Genomic DNA, 25,807 nt, shown 5'->3' on the forward strand with positions numbered 1-25,807 from the left:
TCTCAGTGGTTGGCTATTATATAGAGTTTCAAAGGTTTGGCAACCCCTATTTGCGATTTTTTTTAATTATTTGAAAATTATTTTTGCTAAATCTCATAAATATTTGATATTGCTGGCTTTTATTTCAGAGACTGATGGCTTTAATTATTATTATTATTTTTCTCTGCTGCTGTCATCTCTAATTGCTGTAATTTGCGGGTCAAAGTATTGCGTCCCCAACCCAGTAAGTTGGCGGCAGCTATTTTTTTACCGCCGCTATGATTGAGAGCAGCTTGCAGTAACACACGCTCAAACTCGGGCGTTGCCGTTTGTAAAATATCGGTTTCACCCGTTTGCAGCGACTGCTTCGCCCATATAGCCAACGCTTGCTGCCAGCTTTGCTTGTCATGCGTTTGGGTCAATTGACTGTTCTGGCTGTTTTGCATGTTTTGATGCACGTGATATGCCGCATTGCTTTGTTGCTCTACATTAGGGGCAATATTGTCTAGCAGCTCTGGCGGCAAATCCTCAATCATAACGGTGTCGCCCGTGGTCATTACCGTCAGCCAAAGGCAAACGTTTTCAAGTTGACGAACATTACCGCGCCACGCAAAAGATTGCATCATCTGAAGCGTGGTAGGATGCAGCTGCTTTTCGGCGCTATTTAATTGTTTGGCGGCGCGCTGCATAAAGTAGTTTGCTAATGCAGGAATATCTTCAGGGCGCGTCCGTAAGGGCGGCAATGGCATACGAATCACATTAAGGCGATAAAATAAATCTTCACGAAATTTGCCTTGTTTGACCAATTCTTCTAAGTTTTGGTGGGTAGCGGCAATGATGCGTACATTGACTTTGACCGGCTGCTGTCCGCCGACGCGAAAAAACTCACCGTTGGCCAATACGCGCAGCAGACGCGTCTGGGTACTGTACGGCATATCGCCGATTTCGTCTAAAAATAGCGTGCCGCCGTCCGCTTGCTCAAAACGACCTTGCCGCGTCGTCGTTGCGCCAGTAAAAGCGCCTTTTTCGTGACCAAACAATTCAGACTCAATCAAGTCATGCGGAATAGCGGCCATATTCAACGCGATAAAAGGTTGCTGCGCCCTTGGAGAATGCGCATGAAGCGCGCCTGCCACCAGCTCTTTACCTGTGCCTGATTCACCAGTAATTAAAACGGTAATAGGAGAGTGTGCCAAGCGTCCAATCGCGCGAAATACCGTTTGCATCGCTTGTGATTGACCGATGATACCGCTCGGATTGTTATTAATATCGCTATCCGTTTGGTTTTTAGATTTAGGTTTAGATTTAAGTTCGATGGTCGTTTTGGTTTCATTTTTAGCTTTTTTGACAGTCTTTTGAGCAGGCTTAGTTGCATCATTTGTTATTTTCAAATTCGGCTGATAATTAATGGCCTTATAAATTGTGGCGACCGCCTCATCTAAATCAAAGGGTTTGGGCAGATATTCAAATGCACCAGTCTGATAGCTATTGATAGCAGAACTCAGGTCGGAATGGGCGGTCATAATGACAATCGGTAGCGTAGGGAAGTGCTGATGTACCCAATCACTAAATGACAGACCGTCCATCATTGGCATACGAATATCGGTCAATATCACATCTGGTAGCTGGTCGGCTGCTTCATGCTGTTGCAAGATATCGTTCAGGCGCGTCCACGCTGCTTGCGCTTGGGTAAAGCTAATAACCGTTAAGCCTGCCTCTTCAAAGGTATCTGCCAAGATCAAACGCAGCGCCGCATCATCATCGATAAGCCATAACGTTGCAGGAGTAGCAGCAGGATTATTACCCACAGTGACCATAGGAATTTGCTCATTGCTCGTAAGGTATTTTGTGTCATTATGCTGAATCATGGGTTTGGCCTAATAAGCAGTGAGAAATGGAAAATGAATATAAAATCCTAGCCTTAACGGTCAGCGCTTGGCTGAGAAAAAGGCAGGTAGAGGGTAAAGCTGGTTTGATTGTGCTGATAAGGACTTTTAAAACTGCTGTTAAAACCTTGGGCTTGCTTTGAGCTGACGTCAATCATACCATGATGGCGGCTGATGATATCTTGGACGATGGATAAACCTAGACCTGTACCAGCTGCGCGGTTGGTCACCATCGGGAAAAATATCTGACCGATTAATGCGTCGTCTATCCCTGAGCCGTTATCGGTAATGGTGATTTGCAAGACTTGTTTGTGCTGCAAGCTACCGATGGTATGCTGAAAAACAACTCGCGTTTGGATATGCAGCTTAGGTTGATAGTTATCATTAATATCAGAGTGTTTCTGCGCAATAGCTGATGGAAAGTTGCCAAACGTGGCTGGCGTATTTTGCTGCAGCGTTTGCTCAAACTCAGTCATCGATTCGCAAGCATTATTCATCAGGTTTAAAAGCACTTGGATTAATTGATCTTTATCCGCGCATAACTCAGGTAACGATAAATCATAATCACGTTGTAGCACCACGTCTGGATATTGATGAATGATTAAAGCCAAAACGTGCTCTAGCGGTTCATGGATATTGAGCATTTGCCAGTTTGGCAATTGATGAGAGCCAAGAAGCTGACCAATCAACTGGGTCAAACGATCGGTTTCTGAAATGATAATATCAGTATAACTCCGCAGCTTTGCCGCATTCTTTTTCAGGTTATTTTCATCCGTTACATTCAAATTTTCATTCACAATAGCAGAAAATTCATTAAACCTAATGAATTGCCGCTGTAATAATTGCGCCGCCCCGCGAATACCTGCCAATGGATTTTTAATTTCATGGGCGACCGAGCGTAACATATGACGGGCGACGCTATATTGCTGCTGCTGGCGCTGTTCTTCTGAAATACGACTTTGCCGGTCTTTGCCCCACATCTCTATAATAAAATAAGACTGCTGCTCATCGCTAACGGGCGTCACGCTATAATCCACAGATAACGTCAGTCCGCCGTTTAGCTGGGTGTGTATAAGGTGATCATGATCAATAAACGGCTGTTGATAGTGTTTTGCTTGACTAAAACGCTCCGTCAACGCGCAGGTCTTATCTTCTCGATTATTAATAATAAAACTGTCTTTTAACATGAATTCATCGGGCGCAAGCAGGGTCAAGATTGACTGGCCTCGCAAACGTCCGCTGCTAATAGCAAGCAGCTGCTCGGCTTGCGCATTTAGCCAGGTAACAGTCAGCGCGTCATCAACGCATAAAATAGCGGTAAATAAATGCTGTAATATAAACGTCGAATCTGGGTTCGGTTTGGCAATGGACAAATCAGCCGTCATGGATAATGCCTAAAATTAAGCGATACTGGGAATAATATTTAACCATAAATCAACACACTAGCGCGGCAAAACTGGCGATTATCACAAAAAAAACGTACAATGCGCACAGCCAATTTATCTCTAGCAAGGTCAGCCATGCCCAACACTTCTACCGAGTCGCTTAATACGACTGTTACCACCTCATCAGTTCCTACATCGCCAGCTTCTGCCTCAATAGCTTCTATGCCAAAAAACACTGCCACTATTTTTAATCCTGCAAAGCCAAATATAGCGCGAGAAAGCAGTCAGGCAGATGTCAGTCAAGCAAACACTAACCAGCCTTACCACCATAAAGCCAATCACAATCAAAACCGTAGTATTGAGCAAAGTAGCGATGCGACGTTAGCCAATTCAGCGACGATTGATGCGCCCGTGAACGCTGCGCCAAAGATTGGCTTTGTATCGCTTGGTTGTCCAAAGGCGCTGGTCGATAGTGAGCGCATTATCACCGAGCTTAGTCGTGACGGCTATCAAGTTGCCAGCGATTATGAAGGCGCAGACTTGGTTGTGGTTAATACTTGCGGTTTTATTGAGTCAGCCGTGCAAGAATCCTTGGACGCCATCGGTGAAGCGATTAGTAAAAACGGTAAAGTGATTGTCACCGGCTGCTTGGGTAAAGAGGCCGATAAAATCCGTGCCATGCACCCAGCTGTGCTATCGGTTACCGGTGCGCATGCTTATGATGAGGTAATTACTGCCGTCTCGCAACATGTGCCCAAACCCAAGCGCGATATAGATAGCAACTATGATCCAAAGATAGATCTGATTAATGAGGCGGGGATTAAATTAACCCCCAGTCATTATGCGTACCTTAAAATATCGGAAGGCTGTAACCATCGTTGTACTTTTTGCATCATTCCAAGCTTACGTGGCGATTTGGTTTCGCGGCCGATTGATAGCGTGATGAATGAAGCAATGGCGCTGAAAAATGCTGGCGTGAAAGAACTGCTGATTATCTCACAAGATACGTCTGCTTATGGGCTGGATTTAAAATATAAAACCAGCTTTTGGAATGGCATGCCGCTGAAGTCGAAATTTTATGACTTGTGCCAAGCGTTAAATGATTTGGGTATTTGGGTACGCCTGCACTATGTTTATCCCTATCCGCATGTCGATAAAGTGGTTGAACTGATGGGGGAGAAAAAACTACTGCCTTATCTTGATATTCCATTCCAACATGCTAGCCACAGTGTTTTAAAAGCCATGAAACGTCCGGCGCATAGCGAAAATACCTTGGCGCGTATCGAAGCGTGGCGTGAGATTTGCCCTGATATTGTCATTCGTTCAACCTTCGTCGTTGGTTTTCCAGGTGAGACAGAAGAAGATTTTCAGTGCTTGCTTGATTGGCTGGTCGAGGCGCGCCTTGATCGCGTCGGTGCTTTTACGTATTCAGAAGTCGAAGGTGCGGTCGCCAATGATTTGCCAAATCATGTACCTGAAGACGTTAAGCAAGAACGCTATGAGCGTTTGATGACACTACAGCAAGAGATTTCGGCACAAAAGCTGCAAGAAAAAGTCGGTAAAACCTTGATGGTATTGGTCGATGAGATTGATGATGAAGAAGGCATCGCGATTTGTCGTAGTTATGCTGATGCACCTGAGATTGACGGTCACGTCTATGTCGATGATATCACCGCGCAAGTCAAAGTTGGACAGTTCCTAACCGTCACGATCGATGACGCCAGCGAATATGATTTGTTTGCCAGTTATAAAGGTTAGAGAGCCACAACGATAACCGAGTGAAAGTTGCCCAATCGTGGGCAGTTTTTGCTACAATTAGCGCAATTTGGCTTTTTACCTATTTGACATCGTTTTTGGCGCTTATTATGCCATTTAGGATAATTTGAAAGGGTAAGCTAAAGTCCAATGCAATTTGTGTTTTACCGCTTATTTTCATTATAATTTCATGCTAACAAGGTGACCTCATGTCTGACAAAAACCCGCGTTACTCTCGTATCTTGCTAAAACTTTCTGGTGAAGCCTTAGCTGGTGGCAAAGAGATGGGGATTGATACCGAAGTGCTCGATAAGATGAGCTTGTCTATCGCCCACTTACGCGGACTTGGAGTACAAGTCGGTATCGTCGTCGGCGGTGGTAACTTGTATCGCGGTGCCCAGTTGCAACAAGAAGGCTTGGTCGGCCGTGTCACTGGTGACCAAATGGGTATGCTAGCCACTGTGATGAATGGTCTGGCCATGCGTGATGCCCTCGAGCGCCGTAATATTAAAACGCGTTTGATGTCAGCATTGCCAATTGGCGAAGTCACTGAAAGCTATAGTAGCCGTAATGCCATTCGTTATCTTAAAAATGGCGAAGTGTGTATTTTTGTCGCGGGCACGGGCAATCCGTTCTTTACCACTGATACCGCCGCTTGCCTGCGTGGTATCGAAATCGAGGCGGGCTTAATTTTAAAAGCCACCAAAGTAGATGGCGTTTACGATAAAGACCCAAGCCTCCATGCGGATGCCAAAAAATATGACGGTTTAACCTTTGATGAAGTGCTCGAGCAAAAACTTGGCGTCATGGATTTAACAGCGATTGCTTTATGCCGTGAACACAACGTCCCATTGCAAGTATTTGATATGACCAAGCCTAATGCCTTATTAAACGTCATTATGGGCGAAAATGAAGGCACGCGCGTTTATCATTAAACGCTCACTTTATTTATAGATGACTAAATGATTATATGAATAAAAATCATTGATGTTGTAAGCATCAATCGTTGCATAGGATTTATACCTAACAGCTTTATACCTAACAATAATGAGTGATTTATCGACAGCGATAAATAAGGATACATAATGATTAAAGAGATTAAGCAAGACGGCGAAGCACGCATGCAAAAAACCTTGGAAGCGCTTGAGACGACTTTTAGCAAAGTACGTACGGGCCGCGCGCACCCAGGTATGTTATCTGGCGTGATGGTTAGCTACTATGGTGCCGATACGCCATTGAATCAAGTTGCCAGCGTCAACGTCGAAGATTCACGCACGTTACTGGTACAGCCATTTGAGCGTAGCATGGTGCAAGCGATTGATAAAGCCATTCGCGAAGCAGATCTGGGCTTAAACCCGATGACCGCTGACGTTATTCGTGTACCGATGCCAGCGTTGACCGAAGACACACGCCGCGATATGCAAAAACTTGCGCGTAGTGAAGCAGAAAATAGCCGTGTGTCTATCCGTAATATCCGCCGCGATATGATGAATGACATTAAAGAGTTGGCAAAAGAAAAAGAAATCTCAGAAGATGACGAGCGCCGCGCCAGCGATGATATTCAAAAAATCACTGACAAATATATTGAAACCATTGATAGCCGCTTGAGCAAAAAAGAAAGCGACTTGATGGAAGTATAAGCGGCTGTCTTTTCTTGTTAATTAAAGACAGCAGCAGTATCTTTTCTCTAAAAACAGTCAATATTATATGCATGTTGACTGTTTATTGCCGTATGAGAAATTAAGCCATTGTTAAGTAATTGTTCTGTTAAAAACTCTTTATGAAAGCGTTTTCTGCTGAATTTAGGTTTTTAATAAGCCATTTTCTAAATGCGCAATATTTTTCTTAACAGGCGATAATTCGCGTCACATTACTTTACCCAAACCACAAGCAAGTCAGCCTATGTCTATTTCAGATAATTCATCTCCCGCGCTTCTCCCGCGGCATATTGCCGTCATCATGGATGGCAATAACCGCTACGGTAAAATCCATCAGTTAGGCAAAGGTCAGGGGCATATCGCTGGCAAAGATGCGCTAGATCCCATTGTCGAATATTGCGTTAGCACGGGCATTGAAGTGCTAACCGTCTTTGCCTTCTCTAGTGAGAATTGGCAACGTCCACCGAGCGAGGTGGCTTTGCTGATGCATTTGCTAAGCTTAACGATTAATGAGCAATTGCCGCGCATGCAAAAATATCGCATTCGCTTGCGTTTTATTGGTGATCGCAGTCAGCTTAGTGAAGAGTTGCAAGTATTGATGTTAGATGCCGAGGCAAAAACCGCTGACTTTGAAGCGATGACCTTGGTAATCGCTATTAGCTACGGTGGTCAGTGGGATATTGCCCATGCTGCTAAGCAGTTGGCGCAGCGAGTCGAAGCGGGCAAGTTGCGCGCAGAAGTCATCGATAAAGAGATGCTTGGCGGATATGTGCAATTAGCAGATGCGCCTGCGGTTGATATGTTGATACGCACGGGCGGCGAATACCGTTTGTCAAACTTCTTATTATGGCAATCTGCTTATGCCGAATTGTTCTTTACCCAAACCCTGTGGCCCGATTTTAAAGTCGCAGAGCTTGCAGCGATGATAGCAGAGTTTGCTCAGCGCCAACGCCGCTTTGGCAAAACCAGCGAACAAGTAGTGATAGAGCAGCAGAGTCCTTAAAATAATTTTAGCTAATAAGCGCTGTAGAAATAATTGCTTAAATCGTCCGCGAGGTTTGAATTACACTTGTTTGGTCTGTAATAAGCTGCTTTAATTGGCGTTAATCCTGTTTAATGGGCTATTATAGAGCGCTGTTATGCTAGATTTTGACCAAACATTTTTCGTTATATAAGGCTCGATAAGTATGTGGCAACGAATTAAGACGGCAATTGTTCTCGTTATTATCGTTGGTATTGCAATGTTTGCGAGCCAAACGCCTATTTTATTTGCACCGCTGCTAGCGATTGGTGTCATTATCGCTGCCCACGAGTGGACCAAACTGATGCCAAAATGGCAGCAGCCTGCGTTGTTTGTGTTGTTGGTTTTGGCGCTGACCATCGTCTCGCTGATGTTTAAAGTCACCTGGCTGTTTTGGTGGGTGGCATCACTAGTTATCTGGCTGATGGCCCTGTCTTGGGTTCGAGTCTTTCCTAGTCATACCAACTGGTACGGTAAAAAACTGGCTTGGATGGGCGCTATTATATTAACCGCTGCCATTACCGCTATGTTCTATTTATGGCAACTGTCTGCATGGTGGCTGCTGTATGTATTTTTATTGGTTTGGTGTGCCGATAGTGGCGCTTACTTTGTTGGGCGTAAGCTCGGTCGCCGTAAGATGGCGCCAAACGTCTCCCCCAATAAAAGCATGGAAGGCCTAGCAGGCGGCTTGGTCACAGGTTTGCTTGTGGTCATCGTCATTAGTGTCTTTAAACTACAGTTGACTGGTCTACCGTTAGTCGCCTTTGTAGCATTGTCAGCACTGACGATTTTGGGTTCTGTACTCGGCGATTTATTTGAGTCGATGCTCAAGCGCCGCGCTGACGTCAAAGACTCTGGCACCATTTTGCCAGGGCATGGCGGGGTACTTGACCGCATTGATTCGTTATTATCTGCTACTCCGATATTTGCGCTTGGCTTTTGGGCGCTACAGCAGCTTGGTCTAATTGTCGTATAACAATAAGTAGTCCAAAAATAAAAAGCTATCAGGCTAAAGATATAAAATAGGTAGGGCTTACGTATTTGGTAGCGACTAGGCTGCCTCTTATTAGGTTTTATACCTTATATTTATTGTCTTTATTTCTCATTTAATTTCACCGTATTATAGGCATAGATGGTTATGACCCAACGCATCGCCGTACTAGGCGCGACAGGCTCGATAGGCGATAGCACGTTAGCAATTTTGGCGGCACAACCACAGAACTACGACGTTTATGCCTTATCAGGCTACCACCGTTTAGATAAATTATTCGCGCTTTGCCAACAGTTTTTGCCAAAACGCGTCAGTGTGCCGACAGCAGCGGTCGATGATTTCGCTCAGCGTCTTAGTGCCGCTGGTTTAAATATCGACGTGGTCGGCAGTGCTTCAGGGTTGGTCGATATTGCGACTGATCCGCAAACCGATACCGTCGTCGCTGCTATCGTAGGCGCAGCCGGTCTGCCTTCTACTTTGGCAGCAGCGCGTGCAGGCAAGCGTATTTTATTGGCGAATAAAGAAGCATTGGTCATGGCAGGGAAGGTGATGATTAATGCGGTTAAAACGCATCACGCGACTTTGTTGCCTTTAGATTCAGAACACAATGCGATTTTCCAGTGTTTACCCTTTGCGATTCAACAAGACAGTAGCCAAATTCATCAGCCAAACCATGGCGTTCGTAAGCTATGGTTGACCGCGTCTGGCGGGCCTTTTTTACAGAAATCGTTTGCGCAAATGCAGCAAGCAAGCATTGCTGAAGCGGTTAAACATCCCAATTGGTCAATGGGACAAAAGATATCGGTTGACTCAGCAACGATGATGAATAAAGGGCTTGAGCTCATCGAAGCTTGTCATTTATTTGATTTGAGTGAGGATAAGATAAATGTGGTGATTCATCCACAAAGTATCATTCACTCAATGGTAGAATATAGTGATGGTAGCTTTTTGGCGCAGCTTGGCAGCCCTGATATGAAAACGCCTATTGCCCATGCACTTAGTTACCCTGACCGTATCGATAGCGGCTCGCAGCCATTAGATTTATTTGCGTTAAGCGGTTTAGGGTTTATTGAACCTGATTTGCAAAAATTTGCCTGTTTGCGCTTGGCAAGGCAAGCGATGCAAGCGGGTACGCAGGCCACGATTGTACTAAATGCGGCCAATGAGATTGCAGTTGCCGCATTTTTAAATGGGCAGATTCGTCTGACTGATATTGCCGATATTAATGCGCAAGCACTAGATGAGATACAAGTAGCGGTATTAAATGAGACTGCCGATATCGAAGATATTTTAGCGATTGATCAAATAGCGCGTCAGCATACTGATACGTTAGTAGCAAAGTTGGCATGAATCTATAGAAGTTCAGTCATTTGATAAACGATGTTAAAAGAGCATATTGAGAAAAGATCATGACGTTTTTATTAACGCTACTTGCGGCAATATTTGTCTTAGGTCCACTCATCGCCTTACATGAGTGGGGTCATTACATCGTGGCGCGTCTGTGCGGCGTTAAAGTACTGACGTACTCTATTGGCTTTGGTCCGAAACTCTTTGGTTGGACCAGTAAAAAAAGCGGCATTGATTATCGTATCTCGGCACTGCCGCTTGGTGGCTACGTCAAAATGCTTGATGAGCGTGAAGGTGAGGTAGCAGCAGACGAGCTACATCTAGCGTTTAATCGTCAGCATCCGCTCAAAAAGATTGCGGTGGTTGCCGCAGGTCCTATCATGAATTTTGTCATCGCTATTGCATTATTTTGGGTGTTATTTATGACCCCATCAGAGCAATTGGCAACAAAGATAGGGCAAGTGCTGCCCGATACCCCAGCAGCGATGGCACAGTTACCTGTGGGCGATAAAATTGTCGCTATTGATGGTCATGAGGTGCAGACGTGGGAAGGTATTAACTATCGCCTTGCTGGGCGTATGGGTGAGACGGACAATGTCAGTGTCACCTTACAATCTGATGCAAAAGGTAGTAACACCACCAAAACCTATCAAGCACCGATTAAAGAGTTTATGCAAGGCGATGCCCAAGGCAAAGATGCGTTATCAAGCTTCGGCATGATACCGTGGCAACCAAACATCCCACCAATCGTTGGCAATTTAACGCCCGATGGCGCTGCCAGCCGTCAAGGCCTACAGGTTGGTGACCGCATTACGGCTATTAATGGTAAAGAGATTACCGACTGGATTAGCGCCACGCGTATCATTCGCGACAATCCTGAAACTTTGCTTAATTTCACTGTATTGCGTGATGGCAAACAAGTTCAGTTATCCATCATGCCGCAAGGTAAAAAAGACAATTTAGGTAACGATTACGGGCAAATTGGTGCTATGGTGGCAGAGTCTGAAATTGTCATTCCTGACGCCTACAAAACCACGGTTGTCTACGGCCCTGGTGAGTCATTGATTAAGTCGTTTGAGAAAACGGAGCAGTTAGCCGTCATGACGGTCAGCTCAATGGGCAAGATGCTGTCTGGTATGATAGGTTTGGAGAATTTATCAGGTCCGATTACCATTGCGAAAGTCGCTAAACAAAGCTTTGATATTAGCTGGCAGATGGTGTTATCGACAGCAGCGTTGATCAGTTTGAGCCTTGCAGTCTTGAATCTTTTGCCCATTCCAGTATTAGATGGTGGACATATTGTCTACTATCTTATTGAGCTGATACGCGGTAAACCTCTGTCTGAAGGCGTGCAAATGGTCGGTCTAAATATCGGTTTACTCTTGCTGGCAGGTTTCATGGTGTTAGCAATTGGTAATGATATCAGTCGGCTATTTTGATAAATAATGCGGCGGTTTATTAACTAAAGCATGATGGTTTAATGCTTGCATGCTGCTACAGCGCAGGCAGTTCATGTAATACGGCGCTTGTTTTCTATTACCGCTACTGTACTAATTTTATTTTTTAGTTTATTTTATGATGCGTTTTATATAAAGTGTCCTGAGTCTGCCGTGCTGAAGTTTTTCGACTTTATGCGAAATGGGCTAGACAACACGTGCTTTTTACCTTAACTTAAGCAAGTTTTTTATTGACGGATAGTGTTTATGCGTACGCCTTTATTTATGAGCGCGGCTGGGTTGCCGTTAGTTGTAGCAATGATGAGTATGCCGGTGCAGGCTGCAGAATTTGTGGTCACTGATATCGGCTTTAATGGTCTACAACGCCTAACTCCTGATAGTCTCTATCCAGTTTTGCCGATTTCGGTGGGTGATACGGTTAATGATAGTCGTTTGGCCGCCAGTATTAAGGCACTATATGCGACTGAAAACTTCGCTGATATTCAAAGTCGTGTCGAAGGCGGCAAGTTGCGCTTTGATGTCGTCGAGCGTCCTATCATCGCTGAAGTCAACTTTGAAGGCAATAAACTTATCCCAAAAGAAGGGCTTGAGCAAGGGCTTGGTAACGCCGGTTTGTCTGTGGGTGATGTGCTAAAGCAAGCGACCTTGCAAGGTGTTGCCAACGAGCTACAACAGCAATATATTAGTCAAGGTTATTACAATAGCAATATCGAAGTCGATCAGACATTATTAGATGGTAATCGCGTCAAGCTTGATGTGCGCTTTATCGAAGGTAAACCCGCCAAAGTCGTCGATATCAATATCATTGGTAATAAGCACTTTAGTGATGAGCAGATTAAAGACGTTTTTGCGGTAAAAGAGTCGTCGTGGACGCGCCTATTATCTAAGTCTGATCGCTATGCTAAAGAAAAGCTGGCGGCCAGTTTAGAAAATTTAAAAGCACTTTATCAAAACGATGGTTATGTACGTTTTTCTGTCGATAATGCGGTTCTTAATATTAGCGAAGATAAAAGCAATGTGTTTATCGAAGTCAGTCTTAGCGAAGGCGAGCAGTATCAATTTGGCGAGGTGAACTTCTTAGGTAAACCAACCTTTGATAACGCTGAGCTAAAAGAGCTGGTCACGTTTGCGCCCGATGAAAAATATTCACAAGCCAAACTGGATGCGACCACTGCTGCACTGAAGAGCCGTTATGGTAATGAAGGATATTATCTCGCACAAATCAGACCAGTACCGCGTATCAATGATGAGACCAAAGTGGTCGATATTGACTATTATATCGATCCTGCGCGTCCTATTTATGTGCGCCGTATCAACTTTACGGGTAACTTAAAAACCCAAGATGAAGTGCTGCGCCGTGAAATGCGTCAGTTAGAAGGTACACTAGCCTCTAATGATAAAATTCAGCTGTCGCGTACACGCTTGATGCGTACCGGTTTCTTTAAAGCGGTCAACGTTGATGTGAAGCCTGTGCCAAACCAGCCAGACCAAGTTGATGTCAACTATACGGTCGAAGAGCAGCCTTCTGGCAGCTCAACGATTGCTGCTGGTTACTCGCAAAGTGGCGGTGTGACTTTCCAGTTGGATTTAACCCAAAATAACTTTATGGGTACGGGTAACCGCGTGAAAGCAGCGCTATCACGTTCTGAAACGCGCGATTCTTACAGCTTAGGTTATACCGATCCGTACTTTACTGAAAACGGTGTGTCGCAAGGTGTCAGCGCATATTATCGCGAAACCAAATACGACGACAGAAACGTTAGTAACTATGTCACTGATGCTTACGGTGCCACGCTAAACTACAGCTATCCTGTTGATGAAACCAAACGTGTGAGCGCAGGTTTAAACGTTGATAAGACAACTGTACGCGGTGGTAGCCGTCTTGGTGTTTCAAACGTGCAGCAGATTATTGATGGTGGTGGTTCATTCGAAAAATTTATCAATGATGATAATGAGTTCTCGGGTCGCACCGGCTTTAAAAACGATTATCAGACCTACAACTTATTACTAGGCTGGGATTACAGTACGCTAGATCGCCCCGTATTCCCAAACAAGGGCATGAGCCATACCGTCGATGCAACCATTGGTTTTGGCGATGAAAGTTATCAAAAACTTGTTTATCGTGGCAATATCTACTATCCGATTTATAAAGATTGGGTTGCCCGCGGTTATACCAAGCTTGGCTACGGTAATGACTTGCCATTTTATGAAAACTTCTACGCCGGTGGTTATGGGTCAGTACGTGGTTACGAAGCTTCAACGCTAGGACCTAAATCGCAAAGCTACTATGATGCGGTCAGTGATAAACCGGGCTCGTTAAAACCAGAAGAGATCGGCGGTAATGCGTTGGTTAGCTTTGGTACTGAACTAATTCTACCGATGCCATTTAAAGGCGATTGGGCAGACCAAGTACGTCCAGTACTGTTTGCCGAAGGTGGTCAAGTATTTGATACCACAGATAAAGAGGACCGCACTTTTATTGATCCTGTTAGTGGTGACGATACGGGTGTTCCATTATTAACCCAAGATAATAAATTCCGCTTTAGTGCGGGTTTAGGTGTCACTTGGTATACGCCAATTGGTCCGATCTCGCTCAGTTATGCTGTGCCTATCGGTGACAAAGAAGGCGATGAGACTGAAAAAGTTCAGTTCCAAATCGGTAATACTTTTTAGTACCACAAAGTTAAATGCAGCGATTTAATTGCTCTTGTTTATTTATGCAGCTAAGTAAACTAGTCTGCAGTTGAAATTTAATAGGTCGCCAAGCTGATATCTCAACTTGGCGACTCACTTATTCATACCCATACTAATTTTAATTATACCAATAGCAACTATGATAACGATTGAGCAACTTATCACGCGGATTGAGCAGCGTCAGCCTATTCTTAACAAAGATGACCTTAGCGCTGAGCAGTTGTGTCTAAAATTAGAGGGTATCGGTAATTTGACCACCGCCAATTCGCAGCAATTAAGCTTTTTGGCCAATCCGCATTATTTGCCTAGTCTGGCAACCAGTCAGGCTGGAGCTGTGCTGACCACCTCAGACCATCAAAGCAAAGTTGCACAGAATACGGTTGCCTTAATCGTTGCGGCGCCTTATTTGGCTTATGCCAGTGCCAGTCAACTATTTGCCTGTACGTCCTTGTTTAAAGGTATTCATCCGAGTGCTGTGATAGCGGAAAGCGCTGTTATTGGCAACCAAGTGACTGTTGGGCCTTTTTGTATGATTGGCGAAGGGGTACAAATTGGTGATCGCAGTGTGCTCGATGCGCACGTGGTCATTGAAGCGAACAGCAGTATTGGTACCGATTGTGTGCTCAAATCACAAGTGGTCATCGGGCATGATTGTGTGCTTGGCAATCGTGTAAGATTGCATGCTGGCGTTAGCATAGGGTCAGAAGGCTTCGGCTTTGCGCCTACGAGTAATCCTAGTGTTACCGGCTGGGAGCGTATTGCTCAATTAGGACGCGTGGTAATTGGCGATGATGTACGTATAGGTAGCCAAACCTGTATCGATCGTGGTGCAATTGACGATACGGTGATTGGCAATCATGTTATTATTGACAATCTTGTACAAGTTGCCCATAACGTCCGTATTGGCGATGGTACTGCCATCGCGGCGCAAACTGGTATCGCGGGTAGTACCACTATCGGTAAGCGTTGCATTATCGGCGGTGCTGTTGGCATTACTGGTCATATTGAGATTGCGGATGATGTTACCTTATCTGGCATGACTATGGTGACCAAATCCATTACCAAGGCTGGTTCATACTCCTCTGGTACAGCGGCCATGCCAACCGCCAATTGGCGCCGTGCGGCGGTACGCTTTCGTCAGCTTGGTCGCGATTAGTCTAGCGCGGTTAATACATAACTCAACAACATATCCAATTTATTTATAAAATTTAAAAACACAGCAATGCTTAAACACAAAGCACTGCTTAGTATATAGCAAGGAAGCGCGATTATGAGCACAATTGATATTGATAGACCAAGTGATGAAGACATCAAAAGCTTAGCAGAACAAGGCTTAACACTGCCATTAACCTATCATACATTGAAGCATTATCTGCCGCATCGTTATCCGTTTTTGCTGGTAGATAAAGTCATATCGTGCAGCCCTGGCGAATGCATTACAGCGATCAAAAACGTGACCATTAATGAAGAGTTTTTCAATGGACACTTTCCCGATCAGCCCATCATGCCGGGTGTATTGATGGTGGAGTCGATGGCGCAAGTATCGGGCGTCCTTGGGTTTATCAGTGCCGGATTGACGGCAGAAGATGGTTATTTGTATTTGTTTGCAGGGGTGGATAAAGTGCGCTTTAAACGCCGTGTTATCCCTGGTGACCAGCTGATTATCCGTGCAAAAACCGTGATGCAAAAGCAGGGTATCTATAAGTTTGATTGTACCGTCCATGTCGAAGATGAGCTTGCTGCTAGTGCTCAAATTATGATTGCCCGTCAGGGACAATAAAATACGATGAACGCTAACGTATGGCAAGTTTATAAGATTGGCTAAATCTTTCGCCTTTAGATAATTGTTAGTAGAAATCTAGAAATTTATCTCGGTATTTTACCTAGATTGCCATTTTTAAACACCACTGTGCTTTTGGGCGTCGTTGTCTTTTTAACCAGTTTTAACCAAAACCAGTATCAGGTTGATTATTTACCCTAAGCTTGCTTTACTTGTTTTACCATTTATTCGCATCAGATGATACAAAGGTCCATATTATGAGTCAGATTCATCCAACAGCACTCATCTCACCGTCCGCTAACATTGATGAGACTGCCATCATTGGTCCTTATTGTATTGTCGGTGATGAAGTTTCTATTGGTGCCCATACGGTTTTGCATCGGCACGTGGTCGTAGCAAGACTGACGCGTATTGGGCAGTACAATCAGTTCTATCAATTCGCCAGTATCGGCGAAGACCCGCAGGATTTGAAATACGCGGGTGAACGTACGTGGCTTGAGATTGGCGATCATAATACCATTCGCGAGGCGTGTAGCTTGCACCGTGGCACTGAGCAAGACGGCGGCTTAACGAAGATTGGCAGTCACAATCTTTTGATGGTCAATACCCATGTGGCCCATGATTGTTTAATCGGCGACCATAATGTATTGGCTAATAATGTCGGGGTGGCAGGGCATGTGACTATCGGTAATCATACGATTATTGGCGGCAACTCAGGTATTCATCAGTTTTGTACCATTGATGATTACAGTTTGGTTGGCGGCGCCAGCCTAATTTTAAAAGACGTCGCTGCTTTTACCATGGTTTCAGGTAATCCTGCTAAAGCCCACGGGCTAAATGTTGAAGGTATGCGCCGTAAAGACTGGTCTAAAGAGACGATTGATGTATTGCGCCAAGCGTATCGTGTTATCTACCGATCAGGTCTAACAACGGCTCAAGCGCTTGAGATTTTAAAAACAGAACTATTACCAACAGAGCCAAAAATCGCCCTGCTAATAGATTCGCTACAAAAAAGCCGCCGAGGCGTGGTACGGTAAACATAGTTTTAGTAATTATAAAAGTAGCATAATAGCAAGATTTTGCATCTAGCATAGTTTGACAAATTATCTCGATAAATATAAAAAGCCATAACTAATAGTTATGGCTTTTTATATTTATCGCTACTTGACTTTTTTGGTCGCTTAGCAGAAACTGGGCGTTTACGATATTGTAAACAATTCTTTCATAATGTTGCTAAGCGCGTCACATTGACAAGCTGGTTAAATGAGTCTCAGTCATTAAGAGCGATTTATGATAATCAAGGAAGATTATAAGCAACAGTAATTGAAGCACGAGGAAGGCAAAATGGCTATTAATAAACAAGAACATGCTCAGTGGAGCTCAAGTTTTGGCTTCGTACTAGCAGCAGTAGGATCGGCAGTTGGTTTAGGAAATATTTGGAAGTTCCCTTATATGGTTGGGGAGAGTGGTGGTTCCGCTTTTGTTATCGCCTATTTATTTTGTCTTGCTCTGATTGGTTTTCCAATTTTGGTTGCAGAATGGCTGATTGGTCGCCGTGGGCAAAAAAACCCTATCAATACGTTTTCTGATGTCGCCGCAAGCGAAGGTAAATCACGCAGTTGGGGTATTGTCGGTGCGACTGGTATTTTAGGTGGCTTTTTAATCTTATCGTTTTATAGTGTCATCGGTGGCTGGGCGCTTAACTACATCACCAAAGTTGGCTCAGGCAGCTTTGCCGGACAAGACAGTGACTCTGTAGCGGCAACCTTTGATGCGATGTTGGCGTCAGCTGGCACCTTGACAATTTGGCATACGGTTTTCATGGCAATCACCGCTTTAATCGTCGGTGTTGGTGTCACGAAAGGTATTGAAAACACTGCCAAAGTGCTTATGCCTTTACTGGGTGTGATTTTATTCGTGATTGTTGGTTACAACGTCATGAATGGCGGTTTTGGCCAAGCGGTGAACTACCTGTTTGCGCCAGACCTTAGTAAGTTAAATGGCGATGTGATGCTAGCGGCGCTTGGTCATGCTTTCTTTACCTTATCTATCGGTATGGGCATCATGGTGGCTTATGGCTCTTATTTGGGTCGTGATGTCAATCTATTAAGCACGGCGCGTACCGTTGTTATTCTAGACACTGTCATTGCTTTAGCGGCTGGTTTGGCTATTTTCCCAATTATCTTTAATAATGGTCTTGATCCTGCTTCAGGTCCTGGTCTTATCTTTGTCAGTTTGCCAATTGCTTTTGGTAGCATGGGCGCCGGTGCCATCATTGGTACGTTGTTCTTCTTATTGATTACCTTTGCCGCTGTGACTTCTTCAATCTCATTACTTGAGCCAACGGTTGAGCTGTTAGAAGAGCGTACGCCAATGAGCCGTACCGTATCGACCATCGTCGCCAGTATCGCGGTTTGGTTATTAGGTATCGCAGCTTTGTTGTCATTCAATCTATGGAGTGACTTTACCATCATGGGTAATGGTATTTTTGATGCACTGGACAAATTAACCAGTAAATTCATGTTACCTTTAACCGGTCTTGCCGCGATTATCTTTGTCGGTTGGAAAATGGATCAACGTAGCATTCAGCAAGAGCTTGGATTGTCTAATGGTACCTGGCAATTATGGCAAATCATTGCTAAATTCGTCGCGCCGATTGCTGTACTGATTGTTTTTGTGACCACATTAATGAGCTGATAGATTGCCTATTACTTATTAATATTTTAGGTAATAAAAATTCTAGCTAAACAAAAAGGGCTTAAGATTAATCTTAAGCCCTTTTCCATTTTAACGCCTTTAGCTTAAAGCAGCTTACGCAGATAAAATAACTCTAAAAATGGTTAACGTAAATTGAGTTCAGGAACGCTTTGACCGCGTTTGCTATAAAACTCATTTACAAACTCATCAAACTTATCTTGTTCAATCGCGTCTCTGATACCTTGCATCAAACGCTGATAGTAACGCAAGTTATGAATGGTCGCTAGCTGCGCTCCTAACATCTCTTTACATTTATTGAGATGTGATAAGTAAGCACGGCTAAAGTTTTGGCAGGTATAGCAGTCACATTCAGGGTCTAATGGCCCTTCATCAGTGCGATACTGGCTATTACGTATGCGTATAATGCCGGCATTCTCAGCGTCACCGGTGACAAAGTAATGACCATTACGGGCGTTGCGAGTCGGCATCACGCAGTCAAACATATCGACGCCGCGGCGTACCCCTTCAACGAGGTCTTCAGGCTTACCAACGCCCATCAAATAGCGCGGCTTGTCAGCAGGCATATCGTCGGCGATATAATCTAGGACGTCTATCATTTCTTCTTTTGGCTCGCCAACCGACAAACCGCCGATGGCATAACCATCAAAGCCAATCTCAAGCAGACCTTCGAGTGATTGCTGACGCAAATCGGCATACATACTGCCTTGGATAATGCCAAATAAGGCATTGGTGCTGCCAAGCTTCTTATGCTCATCGACACAGCGCTGGCCCCAGCGTAGTGACAACTCTAAAGATTTTTTGGCTTCTTCATGAGTGGCAGGATAGGGCGTGCACTCATCGAACTGCATCACGATGTCTGAGTTTAAGCTATATTGAATTTGCATCGATTTTTCTGGCGATAAAAATACTTTTGCGCCATCGATAGGCGATTTAAAAGTCACGCCTTCTTCGGTGATTTTACGCATGGCCCCAAGACTGAATACTTGGAAACCACCCGAATCGGTGAGAATTGGCTTATCCCAATGCATGAATTTATGCAGACCACCAAATTTATCAATGATATCAGTGCCCGGACGCAGCCATAAATGGAAAGTATTGCCCAAGATAATATCAGCGCCAATCGCTTCGATATCACGTGGCAGCATGCCTTTTACGGTACCATAAGTACCCACTGGCATAAAAGCAGGCGTTTGCACATCGCCATGATTGAGATGAACCGTACCACGGCGTGCGCGCGTGATACCGCTGGCCGTTTTGTGTAAAAAAAATTGCATAAGATAACCGCTATTTAAGCTGTGAAAATGGCGCTGATTATAACATTGTTAAGCATTTTTTTGGACATGGATATTTAAGCGGCTGACAATTGGTTTAGAGAAGGAGAGCGTTTATAAAATAGCCTAAGCATGCCAACAATTAAACGGGACATTAATCACTTATTAATTGGCATGCTATAACCAAAAAATACAGACATTCTTGCCAAGTCATTGCTAAATTAGAAGAGTAGCTACTATAAATCAAATAAATGTTAAGTGCTAAATGTATATAGCGGAGAGAGGATATGGATAAAGCAATTTATTTGTCATCGATTCGCTTGCTATTGAATAATGACTTATCAAATAAAGCCCTATTAAATGGACTGTTATTAACGAGCGCATTATTACTATCAGGAGCAGCTATGGCAACCGAAGAGCCAAAATATACTGTACTAAAACAGACTGAAGACTTTGAGCTGCGTCGTTACGATGAGCAGTTAATGGCACAGACTTGGGTAACGGGCGATCAAGATGCCGCCATCCGTGCAGGATTTAAGATTCTAGCAGATTATATCTTTGGCAATAATAGCGCCGCAAATGGCAAGATTCGTAAAATTAGTATGACTGCGCCAGTAACAATGCAACCTGAAACTAAAAAAGGGAGCGGTAAGTCACAGAAAATTGCCATGACTGCGCCAGTCAGCATTTAACAAACTAAAGATAAATGGCGCGTGCAATTTACCATGCCAAGCCAATATACGCTGCAAACGCTGCCAAAACCTAATAATCCGAATATCGAAATTGTAGAAATACCGGTGCAAACTTATGGTGTTATTAACTTTTCAGGATTGGCTGGTGCTGAAAAAGTCGCGGCGAAAACTAAAGAGCTACAATCTTGGATGCAAGGGCAAAATTTAACCATCATAGGTAAGTCTGAGCTGGCGCGTTATAACCCACCTTGGACGCTGCCATTTATGCGCCGCAATGAAATAATGATTGCTTATCAGTCTAAATGATTCTTTATTGACAAAAATGACGCCAATAAAAAAGACAGCAAGCGCTGTCTTTTTTATTGGTGATTAAATAAGATTAGCTGTTTTGCTCACGGATGATATTTAGCATACGGCGTAATGGCTCTGCTGCGCCCCATAATAGCTGGTCGCCAACGGTGAAGGCGCCGAGATACTCAGGACCCATATTAAGCTTACGTAGGCGTCCTAGCGCCACTGTCAAAGTGCCAGTCACTGCTACCGGTGTTAAGCGGTTGATAGCAGCCTCTTTGGTATCTTCAACCACATCTAACCACTGATTACCGCTGTTTTTCAATGCCACTTCGATTTCTTCTAGCGGGATGTCTTTTTTAAGTTTAATCGTTAAGCCTTGAGCGTGACAACGCATAGCGCCAACGCGGACACACATACCGTCAATGGCAATTTTATCGGCTTCAGAATTGCCAAGGATTTTATTGGTTTCAACGCCACCTTTCCATTCTTCGCGCGATTGTTTGTTTTCTAACTGCGAATCGATATAAGGAATCAAACTGCCTGCTAGTGGCACGCCAAAGTATTGCTTAGGAAAGTCGTCTGAGCGCTGCGTTTGGGCGATTTTTTTATCGATCTCAAGAATAGCGCTGGCAGGGTCGGCAAGCTCGTCTTTGACTGCGTCATGGAGTACGCCCATACCTTCGATTAGCTCGCGCATGTTGTTGGCGCCAGAGCCACTCGCTGCTTGATAAGTCATGGCGCTGACCCATTCAACCCAGCCTTTATTAAATAACTCACCGATCGCCATCAGCATCAGTGACACGGTACAGTTACCACCGATGAAGTCTTTTTTGCCATTTGCCAGTGCCTTATCAATCACACTGCGGTTAACAGGATCAAGAATGATGATACTGTCGTCTTCCATGCGTAAGGTGCTTGCTGCATCAATCCAGTAGCCGTTCCAACCGCTATCACGTAGGGGCTGATGTACCTTTGAGGTATAATCGCCGCCTTGGCAGGTGATAATTACGTCACAGGTAGCAAGTGCTGCAATATCATGAGCATCTTTTAGTTGGCTGGTCTTGATACCGTCAAAGCTTGGGGCGTCGCCGCCAGCGTTACTGGTCGAAAAAAACACCGGTGTGATACCATCGAAGTCTTTTTCTTCACGCATACGCTCTATCAATACTGACCCGACCATACCGCGCCAGCCTACCAAGCCTACTGTTAAATTACTCATAAAACTCAATCCTTTTTACCATAAATTGTTGCACTGCCAACCGATAACAATGCCGTGAATAGCAGCAAAAAGCAAGGTTTTTTAGAGAATATACCGCATTTTTCAGATATGACTTATTCACTTTTCTACTTATCAATGCTACTACCCATAAAGCCTGCTATTTATTAAGCTTGCTGATTGTTTATCGTGTCAACTTCTCTTAAATTCAAGCCCCTCTAAATAAGGCTTAAATTGTAATTTTTTATAGCCGCTAATGTCTAATGAATGTTCAATAGTAGGCGCAGGCGTGATGAGGTGCTAAAGTAAGCAGGCTATTTATCTTGTGACAAAGGTTTAGAGTTTAGACGCTCAATCATTTTTAGCTTAAATAATTTTAGCCTAAACAACTATTATATAAAGAATATTCACTATTATTGGCTTTGTCATTCATTTAATAAACGGTCGACACACATTATGGATCTCTCCCTCTTATATTATGGCGCTCAGTGGTTGGCAGGATTCATCGCCTTTGTCACTATTTGGGGCTTGTTGCCTCTTGATAATTGGTGGGTGCGAGGTGTTGAGTTTCCCCGTATTCAAATCATGTTCCTCGGCCTCGCCGCTTGGCTTGGCATGGTTATATTTTGGTCGGACTGGCAGCTTGGTCAGTGGCTGTTATTTATCGTTTTAAGTAGCGCGCTCGCCTTTCAATTGCGTATGGTGTTGCCCTATACCATACTTTGGAAAAAAGAAGTGCTCACTGCCAAGGATATGCCAAATGGACATGCGCACCAGCTTAAAATCATGGTTTCAAACGTATTGACGCCCAATGATGAGACCCAAAAACTGGTTGAACTGGTAAAAGATAAGCGCCCCGATATTTTAATTACTTTAGAGACTGATAAAAAATGGGAGAAAGCCCTTAATCAAATAGAAGCAAATTATCCTTATACTGTCAAAGTGCCTTTGGATAATCTATACGGTATGCATCTGTATTCTAAGCTTGAGCTCATAGACCCTGAAGTTAAGTATTTGATGATTGATGATATTCCATCTATCCATACGCAGCTACGTTTGCAGGGTGGACAAGTGATTTGGCTCTATTGTTTGCACCCGATGCCGCCCAGTCCGACAGAGGCAGATAAGTCTACGACCCGCGATGCTGAGCTGCTGATGGTTGGAAAACATATCAAAGAAAATAAGCAAACGGCGATATTGGCAGGAGATTTAAACGATGTCGCTTGGTCAAAGACTACCCGCCGCTTTCAACGTATCTCAGGCTTGCTAGATCCTCGTATCGGGCGCCATTTTATCAATACCTTTCATGTTAAATATCCGTTTTTACGTTGGGCGTTAGATCATATTTTCCATAGTGCCTGCTTCACCTTAGTCGATATTCAGCGCATGCCGTCTATCGGCTCCGACCATTTTCCGGTGCTGACAACGCTACAATACGAGCCCGAAAAAGTCAGCACCCAAGAAACTAATGCGCCAACTGAGAAGGCAGAAGATGTCAAAGAGGCAAAAAATACCATTGAAGCGGGTAAGGAAGAGGGCTGTAAAGTATCAAAAGAACATGCAGAGGCTGAAAAGGAAAGTAATTGCTAAAAAGGTTTTATCATCTGTATAAAACCCTCGCCACAAACAATGGCGACGTAAGCAAATGCTTACGCTAAATAAGGTCTTTAGCCTCTAGTCGTTCCGCGTCAATTCACCTAGAATACAACCATCAACACAAGGATACGTAAGGATGCAGTGTTGAGGCAGTAACAATAAAAGCACAGGTCAGCCCGCTGTCTTATAGGTTACTGTTTATGACTTAGGACGAGTCAACACGGAAGAGATAATAACAACAATATGAAACGCCATAGCCCTGAACCCAACGCCCTAGGTTCGGGGCTTTTCTTTGTGCATTATTTTTATTTGAAAAATATTTTCGACCGTTAATAAAAGCGTTAATGAATGTATAGTTAAAATATCCTAAAAACGCGACGGTATTGCTGATATTAATTTTTTGTAGCCTCTGTCTGCGAAGGCACAGCAAGCAAGAAAAATTTATATCAGCATTGCGTGATGTATCTTTACTACTGTTCACTCACTATACAGCTCTAATCTAAAGCTTATCCCATCATTTATGGAGTTTTTAATAAATGACTTAAATTAAAAAAGGATACATGCATTAGCATATACCCTTCTTTTATAAAATTTTTTCGATATTGTTAAATAACTAATTAGCCGAGTATCTGAATATAAGCGCCGGCTTGTAGTTCTTGTAGCCAGTCTTCTTTGGCTTGCGGAGCAAGGCGCTGATATAGCGCTTGACGTGCCATATTGCGACGGTATTCATCGCTGATATCTTGCTCGCGTTTGCCTTCAACTTTTAGAATGTGCCAGCCAAATTGCGTTTTGAATGGTGCAGAGTAATCACCGACGGCGGTATTCTTCATCGTTGTTTCAAACGGACCAATCATTTGCTCTTCACCAACCCAATCCAAATCGCCACCGCGTCCTGCTGAACCGGGATCATCTGAATAAGTTGAGGCTAGGCTCGCAAAGTCGGCTCCTTTACGTAATTGCTCGTAGAGGTCATTGATTTTTTGCTCAGCCAAAGCATCGGTTTGTAGCTCATCGACTTTGACTAAAATGTGACGCGTATGCCACTGCGGCACTAGCATGGTATCACTGGATTTTTTATCAGCCAGTTTGATGATATCAATACCTTCTGGGGTCACTAACGGCGCACTGACGGCGCCAACTTCAAGTTTGGTGATTTCGCTAGCAAGCTCGGTTGGTAGTGCAGCCGCTTTATGAAAGCCCATATCGCCCCCTTGCAGCTGAATAGGGTAGCTGCCTTGACTTGCGGCAATGGCTTCTGTGACATCGACATTTGGCGCTTGCAGTCGTGTGCGTAGACGCTGCGCGACTTTTAATGCTTCTTCACGCTGGGCGTCCGACAGACGGCTGTAATCGTCCATATAGGGGATACGTACGTGAATAGTTTGATATTCGCTTTGACTCAAACGCTTGGCTTCAGGAGAGGCCAAAAAGGCATCGATATCTTGTTCGCTGATGCGCACGCGGCTTGCGATTTGGCGCTGCTGCAAGGCTTGAATCGCGGCATCTTCAATCAATTGCGCGCGTAGGGTAGCATAACTGCCTGGTTTTGCGGCGTCCAAACGTTGTTGTAACTCGCCAAGGCTGCTGAGTCCTTCTGCTTGGGCGATTTGAGCCAGCCGCTGATTGATGGCAGCTTCATCAGGATTGAGCCCAACTCGTTTGACCATTGAGAGTTGTAATTCACGCATAATGAGGGCGTTTAGTACTTCAGACTGTAGCTGGGCTGAATTGGGAATGGGTTCACCAGCCGCCTGCGCTCGTGCTTGGGTTTGCGCCATAGCAGCGATCAGATCGCTTTTTAAGATAGCGTTTTCATTGACTAAGGCAATGATACCGTCCGTACTATTGGCAGGTGTCAAACGTGCGGCGCTATTTTTCTGAGTGCCAGCATCAACGTTTGCAGCTGAAGTTTTTGCAGGCTTAACGGTGGCTGCTTGCGCACTTAGGCTCAGAGCAATAGCGCCCGTCATACCCATAGAAAGCAATACAACTCGGCTTGTCTGACGTAAAGAAAAAAATCTCATGATGCTCCTCATCAATGTCATTGCATCGGATGGTAATCGG

The 25,807-nt window shown here is 44.3% G+C and carries 18 protein-coding genes and 1 pseudogene; 14 read left to right on the forward strand and 5 right to left on the reverse strand.

Features of this window, described 5'->3' with window-relative positions:
• Positions 1-140 precede the first annotated feature (140 nt).
• Positions 141-1,847 carry a sigma 54-interacting transcriptional regulator gene (locus IQ457_RS05770; RefSeq protein ID WP_200662426.1) on the reverse strand — a complete coding sequence of 569 codons (1,707 nt, stop codon included), beginning with the start codon at positions 1,845-1,847 and terminating at the stop codon, positions 141-143.
• 53 nt (positions 1,848-1,900) lie between these two features.
• On the reverse strand, positions 1,901-3,250 hold the full coding sequence (locus tag IQ457_RS05775; RefSeq protein WP_200662427.1) for a two-component system sensor histidine kinase NtrB: 1,350 nt from the start codon (positions 3,248-3,250) through the stop codon (positions 1,901-1,903).
• A gap of 135 nt (positions 3,251-3,385) precedes the next feature.
• On the opposite strand from IQ457_RS05775, the gene rimO reads away from it, so the two are divergent.
• From rimO to IQ457_RS05835, 12 genes are all read left to right on the forward strand, one after another.
• Positions 3,386-5,008 (forward strand): 30S ribosomal protein S12 methylthiotransferase RimO, encoded by a 1,623-nt coding sequence (rimO, locus tag IQ457_RS05780; RefSeq protein ID WP_200662428.1) that lies wholly within the window; start codon positions 3,386-3,388, stop codon positions 5,006-5,008.
• 206 nt (positions 5,009-5,214) lie between these two features.
• A complete protein-coding gene (gene pyrH / locus IQ457_RS05785; protein ID WP_068404576.1) occupies positions 5,215-5,940 on the forward strand; it encodes a UMP kinase in 726 nt (241 codons plus the stop codon).
• 150 nt (positions 5,941-6,090) lie between these two features.
• A complete protein-coding gene (gene frr / locus IQ457_RS05790; protein WP_068404574.1) occupies positions 6,091-6,645 on the forward strand; it encodes a ribosome recycling factor in 555 nt (184 codons plus the stop codon).
• Between the two features lie 262 nt (positions 6,646-6,907).
• Positions 6,908-7,666: a polyprenyl diphosphate synthase gene (uppS, locus tag IQ457_RS05795; RefSeq protein WP_200662429.1), complete on the forward strand. Its 759-nt coding sequence runs from the start codon at positions 6,908-6,910 to the stop codon at positions 7,664-7,666.
• A gap of 184 nt (positions 7,667-7,850) precedes the next feature.
• The gene (locus IQ457_RS05800; RefSeq protein ID WP_068404570.1) at positions 7,851-8,660 is read left to right on the forward strand and encodes a phosphatidate cytidylyltransferase; all 810 of its coding nucleotides are present in this window, start codon (positions 7,851-7,853) and stop codon (positions 8,658-8,660) included.
• Positions 8,661-8,816: 156 nt separating this feature from the next.
• Positions 8,817-10,025 (forward strand): 1-deoxy-D-xylulose-5-phosphate reductoisomerase, encoded by a 1,209-nt coding sequence (gene ispC, locus IQ457_RS05805; protein WP_200662430.1) that lies wholly within the window; start codon positions 8,817-8,819, stop codon positions 10,023-10,025.
• Between the two features lie 59 nt (positions 10,026-10,084).
• Positions 10,085-11,461 (forward strand): RIP metalloprotease RseP, encoded by a 1,377-nt coding sequence (gene rseP / locus IQ457_RS05810; RefSeq protein WP_200662431.1) that lies wholly within the window; start codon positions 10,085-10,087, stop codon positions 11,459-11,461.
• 264 nt (positions 11,462-11,725) lie between these two features.
• On the forward strand, positions 11,726-14,152 hold the full coding sequence (gene bamA / locus IQ457_RS05815; RefSeq protein ID WP_200662432.1) for an outer membrane protein assembly factor BamA: 2,427 nt from the start codon (positions 11,726-11,728) through the stop codon (positions 14,150-14,152).
• Positions 14,153-14,312: 160 nt separating this feature from the next.
• The gene (lpxD, locus tag IQ457_RS05820; protein WP_200662433.1) at positions 14,313-15,329 is read left to right on the forward strand and encodes a UDP-3-O-(3-hydroxymyristoyl)glucosamine N-acyltransferase; all 1,017 of its coding nucleotides are present in this window, start codon (positions 14,313-14,315) and stop codon (positions 15,327-15,329) included.
• Between the two features lie 114 nt (positions 15,330-15,443).
• Positions 15,444-15,953 (forward strand): 3-hydroxyacyl-ACP dehydratase FabZ, encoded by a 510-nt coding sequence (gene fabZ, locus IQ457_RS05825; RefSeq protein ID WP_102076364.1) that lies wholly within the window; start codon positions 15,444-15,446, stop codon positions 15,951-15,953.
• Between the two features lie 257 nt (positions 15,954-16,210).
• Positions 16,211-16,990: an acyl-ACP--UDP-N-acetylglucosamine O-acyltransferase gene (lpxA, locus tag IQ457_RS05830; RefSeq protein WP_068404561.1), complete on the forward strand. Its 780-nt coding sequence runs from the start codon at positions 16,211-16,213 to the stop codon at positions 16,988-16,990.
• Positions 16,991-17,297: 307 nt separating this feature from the next.
• Positions 17,298-18,650: a sodium-dependent transporter gene (locus IQ457_RS05835; protein ID WP_200662434.1), complete on the forward strand. Its 1,353-nt coding sequence runs from the start codon at positions 17,298-17,300 to the stop codon at positions 18,648-18,650.
• 143 nt (positions 18,651-18,793) lie between these two features.
• Here IQ457_RS05835 and tgt read toward each other — a convergent pair whose 3' ends face one another.
• Positions 18,794-19,945 (reverse strand): tRNA guanosine(34) transglycosylase Tgt, encoded by a 1,152-nt coding sequence (tgt, locus tag IQ457_RS05840; protein WP_200662435.1) that lies wholly within the window; start codon positions 19,943-19,945, stop codon positions 18,794-18,796.
• A gap of 401 nt (positions 19,946-20,346) precedes the next feature.
• On the opposite strand from tgt, the pseudogene IQ457_RS05845 reads away from it, so the two are divergent.
• A pseudogene (locus IQ457_RS05845) lies at positions 20,347-20,940 on the forward strand (SOUL family heme-binding protein).
• A 73-nt stretch (positions 20,941-21,013) separates the two neighbouring features.
• On the opposite strand, the gene asd reads toward IQ457_RS05845, so the two are convergent.
• Entirely contained in the window at positions 21,014-22,147 is a 1,134-nt protein-coding gene (gene asd / locus IQ457_RS05850; RefSeq protein WP_200662436.1) for an aspartate-semialdehyde dehydrogenase, read from the reverse strand.
• A 453-nt stretch (positions 22,148-22,600) separates the two neighbouring features.
• Between asd and IQ457_RS05855 the strand changes: the two genes are divergently transcribed.
• The gene (locus IQ457_RS05855; protein ID WP_200662437.1) at positions 22,601-23,734 is read left to right on the forward strand and encodes an endonuclease/exonuclease/phosphatase family protein; all 1,134 of its coding nucleotides are present in this window, start codon (positions 22,601-22,603) and stop codon (positions 23,732-23,734) included.
• Positions 23,735-24,357: 623 nt separating this feature from the next.
• Here the strand turns inward: IQ457_RS05855 and IQ457_RS05860 are convergent.
• Positions 24,358-25,767: a peptidylprolyl isomerase gene (locus IQ457_RS05860; RefSeq protein ID WP_200662438.1), complete on the reverse strand. Its 1,410-nt coding sequence runs from the start codon at positions 25,765-25,767 to the stop codon at positions 24,358-24,360.
• Between the last annotated feature and the right edge of the window lie 40 nt (positions 25,768-25,807).

Source organism: Psychrobacter sp. M9-54-1, from assembly GCF_016613355.1.
GTDB lineage: Bacteria > Pseudomonadota > Gammaproteobacteria > Pseudomonadales > Moraxellaceae > Psychrobacter > Psychrobacter faecalis.

Bases quoted from the DNA above. Each gene is read 5' to 3' on its own strand.
- tgt (WP_200662435.1), bottom strand. From the start codon at position 19,945: ATGCAATTTTTTTTACACAAAACGGCCAGCGGTATCACGCGCGCACGC.
- lpxA (WP_068404561.1), top strand. From the start codon at position 16,211: ATGAGTCAGATTCATCCAACAGCACTCATCTCACCGTCCGCTAACATT.
- ispC (WP_200662430.1), top strand. From the start codon at position 8,817: ATGGTTATGACCCAACGCATCGCCGTACTAGGCGCGACAGGCTCGATA.
- lpxD (WP_200662433.1), top strand. From the start codon at position 14,313: ATGATAACGATTGAGCAACTTATCACGCGGATTGAGCAGCGTCAGCCT.
- IQ457_RS05855 (WP_200662437.1), top strand. From the start codon at position 22,601: ATGGATCTCTCCCTCTTATATTATGGCGCTCAGTGGTTGGCAGGATTC.
- rseP (WP_200662431.1), top strand. From the start codon at position 10,085: ATGACGTTTTTATTAACGCTACTTGCGGCAATATTTGTCTTAGGTCCA.
- IQ457_RS05770 (WP_200662426.1), bottom strand. From the start codon at position 1,847: ATGATTCAGCATAATGACACAAAATACCTTACGAGCAATGAGCAAATT.
- asd (WP_200662436.1), bottom strand. From the start codon at position 22,147: ATGAGTAATTTAACAGTAGGCTTGGTAGGCTGGCGCGGTATGGTCGGG.
- IQ457_RS05860 (WP_200662438.1), bottom strand. From the start codon at position 25,767: ATGAGATTTTTTTCTTTACGTCAGACAAGCCGAGTTGTATTGCTTTCT.
- IQ457_RS05800 (WP_068404570.1), top strand. From the start codon at position 7,851: ATGTGGCAACGAATTAAGACGGCAATTGTTCTCGTTATTATCGTTGGT.
- bamA (WP_200662432.1), top strand. From the start codon at position 11,726: ATGCGTACGCCTTTATTTATGAGCGCGGCTGGGTTGCCGTTAGTTGTA.
- pyrH (WP_068404576.1), top strand. From the start codon at position 5,215: ATGTCTGACAAAAACCCGCGTTACTCTCGTATCTTGCTAAAACTTTCT.
- fabZ (WP_102076364.1), top strand. From the start codon at position 15,444: ATGAGCACAATTGATATTGATAGACCAAGTGATGAAGACATCAAAAGC.
- IQ457_RS05775 (WP_200662427.1), bottom strand. From the start codon at position 3,250: ATGACGGCTGATTTGTCCATTGCCAAACCGAACCCAGATTCGACGTTT.
- IQ457_RS05835 (WP_200662434.1), top strand. From the start codon at position 17,298: ATGGCTATTAATAAACAAGAACATGCTCAGTGGAGCTCAAGTTTTGGC.
- frr (WP_068404574.1), top strand. From the start codon at position 6,091: ATGATTAAAGAGATTAAGCAAGACGGCGAAGCACGCATGCAAAAAACC.
- uppS (WP_200662429.1), top strand. From the start codon at position 6,908: ATGTCTATTTCAGATAATTCATCTCCCGCGCTTCTCCCGCGGCATATT.
- rimO (WP_200662428.1), top strand. From the start codon at position 3,386: ATGCCCAACACTTCTACCGAGTCGCTTAATACGACTGTTACCACCTCA.